The sequence below is a fragment of the Streptococcus sp. CSL10205-OR2 genome (assembly GCF_025660655.1).
Taxonomy (GTDB): Bacteria; Bacillota; Bacilli; order Lactobacillales; family Streptococcaceae; genus Streptococcus.
Map to the genome: position 1 here is coordinate 47462 of NZ_JAOTIN010000008.1, position 14739 is coordinate 62200.

Consider the following 14739-nt stretch of genomic DNA (forward strand, 5'->3'; position numbering starts at 1 on the left):
GGTTATCATACAGTTTTTTTACATACTAGTCAACGATGAAATATAGGCACTGTAAGGAATTCCTTGTTTTTATGACACCTTTCAACAAAATAAAAACATCATAATAGAAAATTCCCACCACTGAGAAGCGATGGGAATTAAGAAAATGAAATGAACTTAATTAGGATTAGCTATGCCAAATCTCATCATTATATTGTTGAATCGTTCTATCTGAAGAGAAGAATCCAGCTTTAGCAATGTTGTGAATCACTTTTTTAAGCCAGCTATCTTGATTTTCATAGTCTAAGAAAACTTTTTCTTTGATAGCAATATATTCTTTTAAATCAATTAAGGTCATAAACCAATCTTTAGTGATAAGTTCATGATGAAGTCTTTCTAAGCGCTCTTTATTACCAAAAGAAAGTAACGCTTCACTAACAATAAAATCAACAGCTTCTTTAATGACATCATCTTGATAGTACTCATGAGCATGATAGCCAGAAGTAGCATAAAGGTCGATAATAGTGTCGCTATCTTTACCAAAGGTATAAATATTATCCATTCCAGCTAATTCAGCAATTTCAACATTAGCGCCATCCATTGTTCCAAGGGTTAAGGCACCGTTTAGCATGAATTTCATGTTACCAGTACCTGAAGCCTCCTTAGAAGCTAGTGAAATTTGTTCAGAAATATCCGAAGCTGGAATTAATTTTTCAGCAACCGTCACATTATAGTTTTCTACTAAATGAATATTAAGGTATAGATTTACTTCTGGATCATTATTGATTAGTTCAGACAAACTGAGAATTAAGTGAATAATGTCTTGTGCTATGGTGTAAGCTGGAGCAGCTTTACCTCCAAAAATAATTGTAATCTTACGTTTTGGTAGGTTACCTTTTTTAATATCTAGATATTTATGAATAACATATAAAGCATTCATTTGTTGACGTTTGTATTCATGGAATCGTTTGATTTGAGTATCAATAATGGAGTTTTCGTCTAAATCAATGCCCTTATTATCTTTAAGATAGTTTTTCAAAGCCAATTTATTATTAAATTTAATCTCAGCTAATTTTTGATGAACGTTGATATCATCAGCAAAATCCAATAATTTTTCAAGTTGAGTAGCATCCTCTAGATAGCCATCGCCAATTAATTCTTTAAGATAATCAGCTAAATCTTGGTTAGCAAATTCTAACCAGCGTCTAAAGGTAATTCCATTAGTTTTATTGTTGAATTTCTCAGGATATAACTCATAGAAATCTTTTAATTCACTGTTTTTCAAGATTTCTGTGTGGAGTGCTGCAACCCCATTAACACTGTTTGAGTAGTGAATATCCATATGTGCCATATGAACACGTCCTGAGTCATCAATAATGTGAACAGAAGGGTTTGAGTAGTCTCTTTTAACAAGCTCATCCAACTGACGAATGATAGTAACAAGATGTGGTACCACTTCTTCTAGATAATCAAGCGGCCATTTTTCCAAGGCTTCTGCTAAGATGGTGTGGTTGGTATAACCCATCATGTTTTTAACGATAGCAACCGACTCTTCAAATGAAAGACCATGTTTTTCTGTTAATAAGCGAATCAATTCAGGAATAACAAGTGATGGATGTGTGTCATTGATTTGAACATAAGCATAGTCCGCCAAATCATGAAGATTACTTCCTCTTTCAATGGCTTCATCAATTAAAAGTTGAGCGGCATTAGAAACCATGAAATACTGTTGATAAATACGAAGTAATTCACCTGTTTTATCTGAATCATCAGGATAAAGAAAGAGAGTTAAGTTCTTTTTAATATCACTTTTATCAAAGGAAATCCCTTCTTTGATTAAACCATAATCAACTGATTCAATATCAAATAAATTGAGATAATTTTTGGTCTCTTTTTGATAACCTAAAACGTCAATACGATCTAGTTTTGATTTAAGGGTAAACTTTTTAAATGGAACTTCATAACTAATATCCGTTGGTTGCAACCAACTATCATTTTCAATCCAAAAATTAGGTTCAGCTTCTTGTTGGTTATCTCTAAACACCTGTCTAAAGAGACCACAATGGTAATTTAGACCAACACCCTCACCATTTAAAGATAATGTTGACATAGAGTCAACAAAACATGAGGCAAGTCTTCCTAAGCCACCATTTCCAAGTGATGGTTCTGGTTCAACATCTTCAATTTGACTAATGGATTTACCAGCAAGTGCCAACTCTTCTTTAATATCTTTATAAATTCCTAAGTTAATTAAATTATTTGACAATAATTTTCCAATCAGAAACTCAGCAGAAATATAATAAACTTTGCGTTTTGATTGATTTTTCTCTTTTTTTGCTGCTTCTTCTTTGACATAGTCGAGTAATTGAACATAGATTTCTTCATTAGTTAACTCTTTTAATGGCTTTTTCGTTTTTTCTAAAACATAGTTAGTTAAATAAGTCATTTTTTTCATTCCCTCTTTGATATAATGTTGTGATTTTAATTAAAAAGTCTTTCTTATCTTGCGTTAAATCTTCCTTTTTCATACGCCATTGCCAATTTCCTCCAACAGTTGACGGCATATTCATCCGAGATTCTGCATCTTTATCTAAAATATCTTGCATGGTAGCTATAACAGTATTGCTTGAAGTTGCAAAAAGGACTCGAAGCATAGCCTGACTAACTGGCTCAATTGGTTTACGATTACTATAGGCATCAAAATAATCTTTTTGCTCAGAGCTAAGATTATCGTACCAACCATTGATAACCTCATTATCATGGGTTCCTGTATAAGCGACACTATTTGGAATACAACGATGAGGACTATCAATACTTTTTCCTTCAATATCATAAAAACCAAATTCTAAGACCTTCATTCCTGGAAAATTAGCTTCTTGTAATAATTGTCTAGCCTTCTCATCTATATTACCCAAATCTTCTGCGATAATTGGTAATTCACCTAGAGCCTCTTTAACTGCTTTAAATAAATCAATCCCTGGTCCAGGTTGCCAACTACCATATCTTGCGATAGCTGCTTTACCATCAATTTCCCAATAATCAGAAAAACCTTTAAAGTGGTCAATTCTTAGAAAATCATATAGTTTAAAACTTTCTCTAATCCGCTCAATCCACCAAGCATAGCCTGTTTTAGCATGATTTTCCCAAGCATAAATGGGATTACCCCAAAGTTGACCTTCTGAGCTGAAATCATCCGCTGGAACACCTGCAACAAAAAGAGGATTTCTATTATCATCTAATTTAAAGAGCTCTGGCATGGTCCATACTTCAACACTATCAGCGGAAACATATATTGGCATATCACCAATAATAGAAATATTTCTTTGATTAGCATAAGCTTTTAATTTCTGCCATTGACTAAAGAAAAAGTATTGACATACCTTGTGGTAATGAATTTCTTTAGCAAGGAGTTGACGATAGTGAGCTAAAGTTTCTTCATCGCGTTCGATGGCTTTTTGATCATCCCATAAAGGAAGAGCTTTATTATCAAAATGCTCTTTAAGAGCCATAAATTCAGCAAAATTTGTTAACCAAGAATGATTATCTGACTCAAAACGAGCATAGTCTTGTGTCAAGTCATAAATGGTTAAAAACTGTTCAACTGCCTTTTCAAGAATTGGTCGTCTTGTAGCAAATAAAAGATTATAATCAACAGCTTCTTCATTATTTGAAAAAACAACAGATTCATAATCTTTTTTTTGCAAAATACCATCTTGTTCCAACAAAGCAAAGTCAATAAGATGAGTATTACCAGCCATGGCAGAAAAAGATTGATAAGGAGAATCACCAAAACTCGTTGTAGTCAAAGGCAAAATTTGCCAATAGGTTTGTTTTGTTTCAACTAAAAAATCGACAAAGTCATACGCTTCTTTGCCAAAAGTACCAATTCCAAATTGACCTGGTAAAGATGTAATGTGCATTAAAACACCACTTGCTCGTTTATCCATAGCTTTTACCTCGATTTTATTTATTGCTAATGAGATTATAACGCAAACGGTTGCATAGGTCAAGCTTTTTCAAAAATTTTCAAAAAAAAGAAGAAAGAATAAGTCTTTCTTACAATTTATAGAGATTTCGCACACTTTCTCTTTCTTTTAAGTAAAAAGGAACTGTCTCTTTTTGATAACTAGTTTTATGATGATGCAATTTATCTAAAAGTCCTAATAGACTTGATTTCCCAAGTTGTTTAATATTGATATCAAAGGTGGTTAAATAAGGATGGATAATTTTAGAGTAAGCAGAATTGTTAAAAGAAATAATGGAGATTTGATCTGGTACTTTAATATTGTAAAAAGATAAAAATTGAATAACACGTACTGACAACATATCATCTATAACAATTAAGGCTGTAATATTTTCATCTTTTATTTTGGCAATAACATTATCTAGTGACAAGGGATTGTGGCGATCGAATAAAATACTGCCATAATTTTTTATTTTTAAAGATTTTGTTCTTAAAGTATAGCCAAGATAGCGCTCAGAATTAACCTTTGCTTTTTCATCATCCGTAATAAACAAAATATTTTTATGACCTTTTTCATAAAGATAATCAACTGCCGTTTTTGCCATTAATTGATTATCATTATCAATATAAGTCACTGCGTTTTCTGTTGATTCTTGTGAGCCAATAATAACAAAGGGAATATTATTTTGATTGAGATAAAGTGTGACCGGATCATTCTTTTCGGAATACAAAACAATAAAACCGTCTACTCTTTTTTGACGATACATTAATGTGGCTTGATCTCTTAAACTTTCAAATGAGTCACCTGTTGCAATTGAAACTGTAAAATCTTTCTTTTTTGCTTCATCATTGATAGTTGTTAAAATTTCCATGAAAAAAGGTTGACTAATGCGATCAGAGCTCGTTAAAGGTGGTAAAATAACACCAACACACTGTGTAAGACCACTTGCTAACATTTGGGCAGCAAAATTAGGAACATAGCCTAAGTCATCCATTGCTTTTTTAACTTTTTCTTTGGTTTTTAGTGATATCGATTGACTATTTTTTAAAACACGACTCACTGTCGATGGATTGACACCCGCTTTTTTGGCAACATCTTTTATAGTAACCATCTGTTGCCACCTCCCTTGCAAATAATATATTAATAATATTTTCTATTCTACAACACATTTCTATTTAAAACAAGCTAACACTTGTTATGAAAAAAGATTTAGATTATTAAATTTTTAATAATAATATTAACTTTTTCTAATAAAAATTATATAAGAAAAAAATTTTTAAAAAAATGAGCAAAAACACTTGACAATTTCTGCAAACGGTTGCATAATAAGGTTGTAATTAAATTTATTTCATGTTCCAGGGAGGAAACACGCTATGAAAAAATGGCAAAAATTATTAATTAGTGGTGCAAGTTTAACACTTGCTAGTACTTTATTAGTCGCTTGCGGATCTAATGATAAAAAAGAAGAAGCGGCTTCATCATCAGATGACAAAACGATTAAACTATGGGTACCAACTGACTCAAAAGACTCTTATAAAGATATTGTTGCTCAGTTTGAAAAAGATTCAGGCTATAAAGTTCAAGTCATCGAATCAGAAGATCCTAAAGCACAAGAAAAAATCAAAAAAGATGCAAGTACTGCTGCTGATGTCTTCTCACTTCCTCATGACCAACTAGGTCAATTAGTTGAATCTGGTGTTATCCAAGAAATTCCTTCAGAGTACGCTGATGAAATTGCAGCTACTGCAACTGATCAAGCCATTGCTGGTGCACAATATAATGGTAAAACATATGCCTTCCCATTTGGTATTGAATCTCAAGTACTTTTCTACAACAAAGAAAAATTATCTGAAGAAGATGTTAAGTCATATGAAACCATTACTTCAAAAGCAACATTTGGTGAAACCTTTAAACAAATGAATGCTTATGCAACCGCTCCATTGTTTATGTCAGTCGGTGATACTTTATTCGGTGAAAATGGTGAGGATGTTGCCGGAACTAACTGGGGAAATGAAGCTGGTGTTTCTGTTCTTAAATGGATTGCTGATCAAAACAATAATTCTGGATTTGTAAACTTAGATGCAAGTAACGTCATGTCATCATTTGGTGAAGGTACTGTTGCAGCTATTGAAACTGGTCCTTGGAACTACCAAGCAGCACAAGATGCTATTGGTGCTGATAATCTAGGTATTGCTGTTTATCCAAAAATTAATATTGGTGGACAAGAAGTTCAACAAAAAGCATTCTTGGGTGTTAAGCTTTATGCTGTAAACCAAGCACCAGCTAAAGGTGATGCTAAACGTATTGCTGCAAGCTACCAATTAGCTTCATACTTAACTAATGCCGAAAGCCAAGCAAATCAATTTGAAACTCGTACTATTATCCCAGCAAATAAAGAAGTTCAAGCTTCTGATGTTGTTCAAAATCATGATCTAGCACAAGCTGTTATCACAATGGGCTCATCAACTGATTACACAGTTGTTATGCCTAAGTTGAGCCAAATGGGTACCTTCTGGACTGAAAGTGCTGCTATTCTTAGTGATACATATAATGGTAAAATCCCAGAAAGTGACTACTTATCAAAACTTCAACAATTTGATAAAGATCTTGCTGCTACAGAATAATTCATGACACGTAACAAGTGAGGAGAAAACTTCTCCTCACTTCTTTTGTTTAGAAAGAACCTCTGCTAATTAAGCTTTTCAATAGGCAAGTTTAACTAGCAGAGTTTCTGATTATTATTATAAAGGAGTCTTTCTATGGCTAAAGCTATCACATATGAGAACGTTTCTGTCCCTCAAGCATTTAAAGAAGGCGGCATTGACATTAAACTCTCTTTTTTGATTATGGGATTTGCCAACCTTGCTAATAAACAGTTTATCAAAGGATTGCTATTTTTACTGAGTGAAATTTTATTTTTCATTGCTTTTTTTGTTCAAGTTATTCCTGCTTTAAGTGGTTTAATCACACTGGGAACACAGACACAAGGCATGACGACTCAAGAAGTCGATGGTATTACTCTGCAAGTAGCCGTTGACGGTGATAATTCCATGTTAATGCTAATTTTTGGTTTAGCATCACTTATCTTTTGTCTCTTTTTTGCCTATATTTATTGGTCAAATCTAAAAAGTGCCAGAAATATCTATCTTTTGAAAAAGAATGGTCAAAAGATTCCTTCTTTTAAAGAAGATTTTGCAACACTAGCTAATGGTCGTTTCCACATGACTTTGATGGCGGTACCATTAATAGGTGTTTTACTTTTTACAATCTTACCACTTATTTATATGATTACGATTGCTTTTACCAATTTCGATCACAACCATTTACCACCAAAATCACTCTTTGACTGGGTAGGTTTTACCAACTTCGGTAATGTCTTTAGTGGTCGAATGGCTGGTACTTTCTTCCCTGTTCTTTCTTGGACACTGATTTGGGCTGTTTTTGCCACTGCTACTAACTTTTTCTTTGGAGTGGTTTTAGCATTATTAATCAGTACTAAAGGATTAAAATTAAAGAAGATGTGGCGGACTATTTTTGTTATAACAATTGCTGTCCCACAATTTATCTCTCTTTTAATCATGAGAAACTTACTAAACGATGTTGGTCCTCTAAATTCTTTATTGAAAAATTTGGGATTGATTCGTGAAGGACTTCCTTTCTTATCAGATCCACTTTGGGCTAAGTTTTCAATTATCTTTGTTAATATGTGGGTAGGGATTCCCTTTACCATGTTAATTGCAACTGGAATCATCATGAATCTGCCTAGTGAACAAATTGAAGCAGCAGAGATTGATGGCGCAAGTAAGTTTCAAGTCTTTAAATCAATTACTTTCCCACAAATTTTGTTAATTATGACACCAACGCTCATTCAACAATTTGTTGGTAATATTAATAACTTTAATGTTATCTACCTACTTACAGGTGGTGGTCCAACTAATTCACAGTTCTATCAAGCAGGAAGTACAGATCTCTTGGTAACCTGGCTATATAAATTAACTGTCACAGCTGCTGATTATAACTTAGCATCTGTTGTAGGGATTTTAATCTTTACAATATCAGCTATTTTTAGCTTATTAGCTTACACAAGAACAGCATCTTACAAGGAAGGAGTGGCTAAATAATGAAAAATAAAAAACAACTCCGTCTAACCATGGTGTATATCACACTAATTATTCTATCAATTATTTGGTTGTTTCCGATTATCTGGGTTGTTCTCACTAGTTTTCGTGGTGAAGGGACTGCCTATGTCACCTACTTCATTCCAAAAACTTTTACTCTAGATAATTACATCAAACTATTTACAAATAGTTCCTTCCCATTTGGACGTTGGTTCTTAAATACCTTGTTTGTTGCTTCTGCAACCTGTGTTCTTTCAACCTTTATCACAGTAGCCATGGCATACTCACTTAGTCGAATTAAATTCAAATTTAGAAATAACTTTTTAAAACTGGCTCTTATTCTTAATATGTTCCCAGGTTTTATGAGTATGATTGCTGTCTACTATATTTTAAAGGCCCTTGGTTTAACACAAACCTTAACATCATTAATTCTGGTTTACTCAGCTGGAGCAGCTCTTACATTCTACATTGCCAAAGGATTTTTTGATACTATCCCATATTCTCTTGATGAGTCTGCTATGATTGATGGGGCAACAAGAATGGATATTTTCTTTAAAATTACCCTTCCCCTATCAAAACCAATTATCGTTTATACTGCACTACTAGCATTTATGGGGCCTTGGATTGACTTTATCTTTGCACAAGTTATCTTAGGCGATGCAACAAGTAAATATACCGTTGCTATTGGTCTGTTTTCAATGTTACAACCAGATACCATTAATGAATGGTTCATGGCCTTTACAGCTGGTTCTGTTCTTATAGCCATTCCAATAACCCTTCTCTTCATGTTTATGCAAAAATACTATGTTGAAGGTATAACTGGTGGTTCTGTTAAGTAAGAAGCTAAATAAAATAGTGAGGAAAAAATTGTTATGACAACAGTAAAATTAAATAATATCTACAAAAAATATCCCAATAGTAAGCACTATTCTGTTGAGAATTTCAATCTCGATATTAAAGATAAGGAATTTATCGTCTTTGTCGGTCCTTCAGGATGTGGAAAATCAACAACTCTTCGTATGATTGCTGGTTTAGAAGACATTACAAAGGGCGAGCTTTATATTGATGATGAACTCATGAATGATGCCGCTCCTAAAGATCGTGATATTGCTATGGTTTTTCAAAACTATGCTTTGTACCCCCATATGACAGTCTATGAAAATATGGCTTTTGGTCTTAAACTGCGCAAATACAAAAAAGATGATATTGACAAACGTGTGCGTGAAGCAGCTGAAGCAATCGGTTTAACCGAATTTCTTGACCGTAAACCAGCAGATCTTTCTGGGGGACAACGTCAACGCGTTGCTATGGGGCGTGCCATTGTTCGTGACGCTAAAGTTTTCTTAATGGATGAACCTCTTTCTAACCTAGATGCTAAATTACGTGTTTCTATGCGTGCTGAAATTGCAAAAATTCACAGACGTATTGGCGCAACAACTATCTATGTCACCCATGACCAAACAGAAGCAATGACACTTGCTGATCGCATTGTTATTATGAGTGCCACTAAAAATCCTGATGGGACTGGAACAATTGGACGTGTGGAACAAATCGGTACACCTCAAGAACTCTACAGCTACCCTGCCAATCAGTTTGTTGCTGGCTTTATTGGTAGCCCTTCAATGAATTTCTTTAATGTTAAAATTGAAGGTGAAGAACTTGTTGATTCTGAAGGAGTTCGAGTAGCCATTCCTGAGGGACAAAGAAAAGCCCTAGAAGCAAAAGGATACCTTAATAAACCACTTATTTTTGGAATTCGTCCTGAAGATATTTCAAGCAATCAAATTGTTCATGAAACTTATCCAAATGCCAATGTGACAGCTGAAGTTTTAGTCTCAGAATTATTAGGTAGTGAAACCATGCTCTATGTCAAACTTGGACAAACCGAGTTTGCAGCACGTGTAGATGCTAGAGATTTCCATCAACCTGGTGAAAATGTTAATCTTACATTTAACGTGGCTAAAGGTCATTTCTTTGATATGGAATCAAAAGAACGTATACAACTCAATTAAAAAAAAGCTATTTAGGAAATCCTAAATAGCTTTTTAAAATAGTCTCATTAATGATCAACAAGAACAATATCAGCACCTAAGTACTTTAATTTTGCAACAATATTGGAATAACCACGCAGAATAAATTCGACATTAGTGATTTCAGTCTCACCATCAGCCATCAAGCCAGCAATAATCAAGGCAGCTCCAGCTCTTAAATCAGTGGCTTTAACTTTGGCACCAGATAGTGAAGATGGTCCATTATAAATAATTTTACCTCCAACTACTGAAATATCAGCATTCATTCTTGCTAATTCTGGCACATGATTAATACGTTTTTCATAGATGGTGTCAATAATAACGCCTCTTCCTTTTGAACGAAGTAATAAGGGAGTGATTGGTTGTTGTAAATCCGTTGCAAATCCTGGATATGGTGAGGTTTTAATCGTGATAGCTCTTAAATGATCTTGTTTTTCAACAAAAACACTATCTTCTTCAACGGTCATTTTTACACCCATCTCTTCAAGTTTTGAAATAAAACCTTCTAAGTGTTCATAAAGAACGTTATTAACTCTAATTCCCTCTCCTACTGACGCAGCAAGAGCAATATAAGTCCCTGCTTCTATACGATCTGGAATAACCTGATGACGGGTACTTCCTAATTGTGAAACACCTTCAATTGTAATAACATCTGTTCCCGCACCACGAATGTGTGCCCCCATATTATTTAGAAAGGTAGCAACATCAATAATTTCAGGTTCTCTAGCAGCATTTTCAATAATAGTTTTTCCTTTTGCTTTTGTTGCAGCTAGAATCGTATTGATTGTAGCACCAACGCTAACTGTATCCATATAAATATGAGTACCCATTAGAGGTTTTCCATGGGTTGTTAGCTTCATATAATCGCCTTCAAAAGAGGAATTAGCCCCCATAGCTTCAAATGCTTTTAAATGTAAATCAATTGGTCGAGGACCAAGATCACAACCACCAGGTAAGCCTACAACAGCCTCACCAAATCGTCCTAAAAGACTTCCATAAAAATAGTAGGAAGCTCTTAAACTATTTATTTTACCATAAGGCATAGGCTTATTTTGAATACCTCTTGAGTCGATTTCTAAAGAATCCTCGTCTCTTTTAACCGAAGCACCCATTGCGATTAAAATGTCAATAAGACTATCAACATCACTAATATCTGGAACACCGTCCAGTCTGACAATTTCATCTGATAATATGGCGGCTGGAATTAAAGCAACAACACTATTTTTTGCACCAGATACTGTTACTTCTCCTTTTAATTTTTTACCACCATTAATTATAATTTTTTTCATTTCAATATCTTTCCTATACTAGACTTCAACCTTTTTATTTTACCATATTATAGCTTATTTTGACAAATTTTATGAAAATCAACAAAAAAAGAGAGGGGTAACCTCTCTTTTTATTGGGTTAAAATAGTTTTTAAGGCTTCAACTTTATCTAATCTCTCCCAAGGCAAGTCAAGATCAGTACGTCCCATATGACCATAAGCAGCTGTTTGTCTGTAGATAGGACGTTTTAAGTCCAACATTTTTATAATACCTGCTGGACGCAAATCAAAAATCTGACGGACAGCTTTTTCCAATTGTTGTTCGCATACTTGACTAGTACCAAAAGTATCAATACGAATAGATACTGGATGAGCGACACCAATAGCATAAGCTAATTGCACTTCAACCTTATTAGCAAAACCAGCTGCCACTATATTTTTAGCAATATATCTAGCGGCATAGCTTGCCGAGCGATCAACTTTTGTGGCATCTTTTCCAGAAAAGGCACCTCCACCATGACGAGAATAACCACCATAGGTGTCAACAATAATTTTTCGTCCAGTTAACCCTGAGTCTCCTTGAGGTCCACCAATCACAAAACGTCCTGTAGGATTGATAAAAAATTTAGTTTCTGAATCCAAATACTCTTTTGGAATAACAGATTTTATCACTCGTTCAATCATATCCTGTCTAATTTGTTCTTGGCTAACTTCAGGATTGTGTTGTGTTGAAATAACGACTGTATCAACGCGAAGAGGCTTATCATTTTCATCATATTCAACAGTTACTTGACTTTTCGCATCTGGACGTAGGTAAGAAAGCACTTCTTTTTTTCGAAGATCAGCTAATTTTCTAACGAGTTGATGAGCTAACGAAATAGGTAGTGGCATCAATTCAGGTGTCTCATTGACAGCAAAACCAAACATTAAACCTTGGTCACCAGCACCAATAAGACTAAGTGCATCGTCATCACCTGATCGATTTTCCAAGGCCTTATTAACACCTTGTGCGATATCGGGTGATTGTTCAACAAGAGAAGGATGAACACCTACTGTTTCTGCTGAAAAGCCATATTCAGTGTTAGTGTAGCCAATATCTGCTATAGTATCTCTAACAACTCGATTGATATCAACATAAGCCGACGTTGTGATTTCTCCAAAAACATGAACGGAACCTGTATAAACAACGGTTTCTGCTGCTACATGAGCATTAGGATCTTGTTCCAGTATGGCATCTAAAATAGCATCTGAAATCTGATCAGCAATCTTATCTGGATGACCCTCTGATACTGACTCAGAAGTGAATAATTTACGTTCTGACATATTTTTATGTCCCCCTTTTAATTAATAGTGTTAAAAAGTTACAAAGTACTAGCAAGGCTATCTTTTCGGGACTTATTAACTTTGTTATTATATCATGTTTTCTAAAATAATTCATTCGAGAATAATGTCTTTTATTAACTTGTCTGAACTGTTGAAGATTCTTTTTTAGTGATTTTGATTGAAAAATATCAAAAAACGTCCTAATCATAGGACGTTTTAGAGGTAACTTTTATTTATTGTCGTTGTCATGATCATCATGATCTTCATCATGATCATCGTGTCCTTCATGATCTTCATCGTGGTCATCACCTTCAGTTAAAGCCATCGCTTCTGCTTTAGTGAGGATGGTATCAGTATTTTCTCTATCTTTTGGATAATAGTAAAATTTTTCGTTGACTTTGATAATATAGCCTTCAGCAACTTCATATAAAACATCACTATCATTCAATTTATAACTGTCTTCTGGTAAAGTAGTGTCCAAGAATTTAGCATTACTTGGTACTTTTCCTTCTTCAAAATGATCATGGTCACCGTGAACATAAGCATAGCCATCTGACATAATTTCAGAAACAATGATAAGGTCATCGTGGTCATCATGATCAGCATGATCATCTTTATCATCATGATCAGTTGTTACTTGGGTAGTCACCATATCATCATCTTTTTGATTATCAGTTGTTGATGCTTGACAAGCAGTCAATAGAAAGTAACCTGCTAGAACAACACCCATCATTTTTATTATTTTTAGATTTTTAAGCATTTTTTTGCCTCCTTTTTATTAACCAGTTAAGTATATCATGAATAATTGTTTTTTTCAAGGATTAATATCATTTAAAATGATTTTTCAAGTCTTTTGTATTATACTAGAAACATGAAAACATACGAAAAAATTTTTTGCAGACTTTCTGAAACCAAAGGCTTTGTCACTGGAGAAGAACTTGCTGTCCATTGTCAGGTGTCAAGAACTGCTATTTGGAAAGCTATTCAAAAATTAGAACAATATGATATTAAGATTCAATCTCAAAAAAAGCGAGGGTATCGATTACTATCAGGTGATTTACTAATTCCAGATCTCATTGAAAAACAAATTGGTATTCCTGTTCTTCTTAACCATAACAGTCTATCAACGCAATTAGATGCTAAAATTGGCATTCAAGAGGGACAAAATGCACCAAGACTGTATCTTGCTAGTAATCAAAAAGAAGCTAAAGGACGATTTGGGAGGTCTTTTCATGCTTCTTCTGGTGGTATTTACATGTCCTTACATATTCAACCTCATATTGCTACTGATAAACAACCTGCTTATACTATGATGATTGCAAGTGCTATTGTTAAAGCCATTTCTCGCTTAACAGGTATTGACACAAAAATTAAATGGGTCAATGATATCTACCTAGGACAAAAAAAAATAGCTGGTATTTTAACCGAAGCCATTAGTTCTGTTGAAACAGGCATGATAACTGATGTGATTATAGGTATTGGTGTCAATTTTAATATCAAAGAAATGCCTAAAGAGCTTGAAAATAAAGCCATATCACTTTTTTCAGAAGAGCCTAGCATTACAAGAAATCAACTCATCGTAGAAATTTTAAAGTTGTTTTTGACCACTCCTGAAACAGATCTCATAAAAGTCTACAAAGATAAATCTTTCATTCTAGACAAACAAATTACCTTCAAAGAAGATGGAAAAACCTATCAGGGTGTTGCAGAAGATATTACAGATAACGGCGCTTTAGTCGTCCAACTAGATAATGGAAAAACAAAAACACTCTTAGGAGGAGACATTAGTCTTTCTTCTTGGGAGATGAGTTAAAATAACGGGTCCACTTACTAATAATATAGGCTTTTCGAAGATTTTGAAGCAGAAAAATGGCCCAAAACCCAACTAACCAATAAGTGTGATTAAAAAAGGCATCTGCTAGAAAATATGTTTCTACACTACACATGGCAGCCAGAATAAAAAATTGTTTTAGTGTCATAAAAATATTCTATCAAAAAAACTGCTAAAAAGCAGTTTTTTTGATGCCATCATAATAATAATCTAATACGGCTTTGAT

Annotated in this window: 12 protein-coding genes; 5 read left to right on the plus strand and 7 right to left on the minus strand. The window is 34.0% G+C overall.

All coding sequences use genetic code 11. From position 1 onward, the window contains the following. Positions 1-166 precede the first annotated feature (166 nt). The 3 genes from glgP to N7659_RS05155 all read right to left on the minus strand — a co-directional run bounded on the left by glgP (position 167) and on the right by N7659_RS05155 (position 5055). Positions 167-2425: a glycogen/starch/alpha-glucan family phosphorylase gene (gene glgP / locus N7659_RS05145; RefSeq protein WP_263276143.1), complete on the minus strand. Its 2259-nt coding sequence runs from the start codon at positions 2423-2425 to the stop codon at positions 167-169. Then, complete coding sequence (malQ, locus tag N7659_RS05150) at positions 2409-3926, minus strand: 4-alpha-glucanotransferase (RefSeq protein ID WP_263276144.1); 1518 nt, start codon at positions 3924-3926, stop codon at positions 2409-2411. The genes glgP and malQ overlap by 17 nt, the downstream gene beginning before the upstream one ends. A gap of 109 nt (positions 3927-4035) precedes the next feature. Then, positions 4036-5055, minus strand: coding sequence for a LacI family DNA-binding transcriptional regulator (locus N7659_RS05155; protein ID WP_263276145.1), 1020 nt, complete (start codon positions 5053-5055; stop codon positions 4036-4038). A 262-nt stretch (positions 5056-5317) separates the two neighbouring features. On the opposite strand from N7659_RS05155, the gene N7659_RS05160 reads away from it, so the two are divergent. The 4 genes from N7659_RS05160 (at position 5318) to N7659_RS05175 (ending at position 10074) form a co-directional block, all read left to right on the plus strand. Further along, positions 5318-6568: an extracellular solute-binding protein gene (locus tag N7659_RS05160; protein ID WP_263276146.1), complete on the plus strand. Its 1251-nt coding sequence runs from the start codon at positions 5318-5320 to the stop codon at positions 6566-6568. Between the two features lie 135 nt (positions 6569-6703). Continuing rightward, the gene (locus N7659_RS05165; protein ID WP_263276147.1) at positions 6704-8065 is read left to right on the plus strand and encodes a carbohydrate ABC transporter permease; all 1362 of its coding nucleotides are present in this window, start codon (positions 6704-6706) and stop codon (positions 8063-8065) included. Next, the gene (locus N7659_RS05170) at positions 8065-8901 is read left to right on the plus strand and encodes a sugar ABC transporter permease (RefSeq protein WP_263276148.1); all 837 of its coding nucleotides are present in this window, start codon (positions 8065-8067) and stop codon (positions 8899-8901) included. The genes N7659_RS05165 and N7659_RS05170 overlap by 1 nt, the downstream gene beginning before the upstream one ends. 33 nt (positions 8902-8934) lie before the next feature. Next, positions 8935-10074, plus strand: coding sequence for an ABC transporter ATP-binding protein (locus N7659_RS05175; RefSeq protein ID WP_263276149.1), 1140 nt, complete (start codon positions 8935-8937; stop codon positions 10072-10074). A 47-nt stretch (positions 10075-10121) separates the two neighbouring features. On the opposite strand, the gene N7659_RS05180 is transcribed toward N7659_RS05175, so the two are convergent. The 3 genes from N7659_RS05180 to N7659_RS05190 form a co-directional block, all read right to left on the minus strand. Beyond that, the gene (locus N7659_RS05180; RefSeq protein ID WP_263276150.1) at positions 10122-11381 is read right to left on the minus strand and encodes a UDP-N-acetylglucosamine 1-carboxyvinyltransferase; all 1260 of its coding nucleotides are present in this window, start codon (positions 11379-11381) and stop codon (positions 10122-10124) included. A gap of 110 nt (positions 11382-11491) precedes the next feature. Continuing rightward, positions 11492-12682 (minus strand): methionine adenosyltransferase, encoded by a 1191-nt coding sequence (gene metK, locus N7659_RS05185; RefSeq protein WP_263276151.1) that lies wholly within the window; start codon positions 12680-12682, stop codon positions 11492-11494. A 229-nt stretch (positions 12683-12911) separates the two neighbouring features. Then, positions 12912-13442 (minus strand): pneumococcal-type histidine triad protein, encoded by a 531-nt coding sequence (locus N7659_RS05190; protein WP_263276152.1) that lies wholly within the window; start codon positions 13440-13442, stop codon positions 12912-12914. Between the two features lie 111 nt (positions 13443-13553). On the opposite strand from N7659_RS05190, the gene birA reads away from it, so the two are divergent. Next, positions 13554-14495: a bifunctional biotin--[acetyl-CoA-carboxylase] ligase/biotin operon repressor BirA gene (gene birA / locus N7659_RS05195; RefSeq protein ID WP_263276153.1), complete on the plus strand. Its 942-nt coding sequence runs from the start codon at positions 13554-13556 to the stop codon at positions 14493-14495. Here birA and N7659_RS08220 read toward each other — a convergent pair. Continuing rightward, a complete protein-coding gene (locus N7659_RS08220) occupies positions 14467-14661 on the minus strand; it encodes a DUF3272 family protein (protein WP_411575299.1) in 195 nt (64 codons plus the stop codon). The two genes, birA and N7659_RS08220, sit on opposite strands and share 29 nt — an antisense overlap. Between the last annotated feature and the right edge of the window lie 78 nt (positions 14662-14739).

Coding starts and splice junctions, on each gene's coding strand:
- N7659_RS05160 (WP_263276146.1), top strand. CDS start 5,318: ATGAAAAAATGGCAAAAATTATTAATTAGTGGTGCAAGTTTAACACTT.
- malQ (WP_263276144.1), bottom strand. CDS start 3,926: ATGGATAAACGAGCAAGTGGTGTTTTAATGCACATTACATCTTTACCA.
- metK (WP_263276151.1), bottom strand. CDS start 12,682: ATGTCAGAACGTAAATTATTCACTTCTGAGTCAGTATCAGAGGGTCAT.
- N7659_RS05155 (WP_263276145.1), bottom strand. CDS start 5,055: ATGGTTACTATAAAAGATGTTGCCAAAAAAGCGGGTGTCAATCCATCG.
- N7659_RS05180 (WP_263276150.1), bottom strand. CDS start 11,381: ATGAAAAAAATTATAATTAATGGTGGTAAAAAATTAAAAGGAGAAGTA.
- N7659_RS08220 (WP_411575299.1), bottom strand. CDS start 14,661: ATGACACTAAAACAATTTTTTATTCTGGCTGCCATGTGTAGTGTAGAA.
- N7659_RS05190 (WP_263276152.1), bottom strand. CDS start 13,442: ATGCTTAAAAATCTAAAAATAATAAAAATGATGGGTGTTGTTCTAGCA.
- birA (WP_263276153.1), top strand. CDS start 13,554: ATGAAAACATACGAAAAAATTTTTTGCAGACTTTCTGAAACCAAAGGC.
- N7659_RS05165 (WP_263276147.1), top strand. CDS start 6,704: ATGGCTAAAGCTATCACATATGAGAACGTTTCTGTCCCTCAAGCATTT.
- N7659_RS05175 (WP_263276149.1), top strand. CDS start 8,935: ATGACAACAGTAAAATTAAATAATATCTACAAAAAATATCCCAATAGT.
- glgP (WP_263276143.1), bottom strand. CDS start 2,425: ATGACTTATTTAACTAACTATGTTTTAGAAAAAACGAAAAAGCCATTA.
- N7659_RS05170 (WP_263276148.1), top strand. CDS start 8,065: ATGAAAAATAAAAAACAACTCCGTCTAACCATGGTGTATATCACACTA.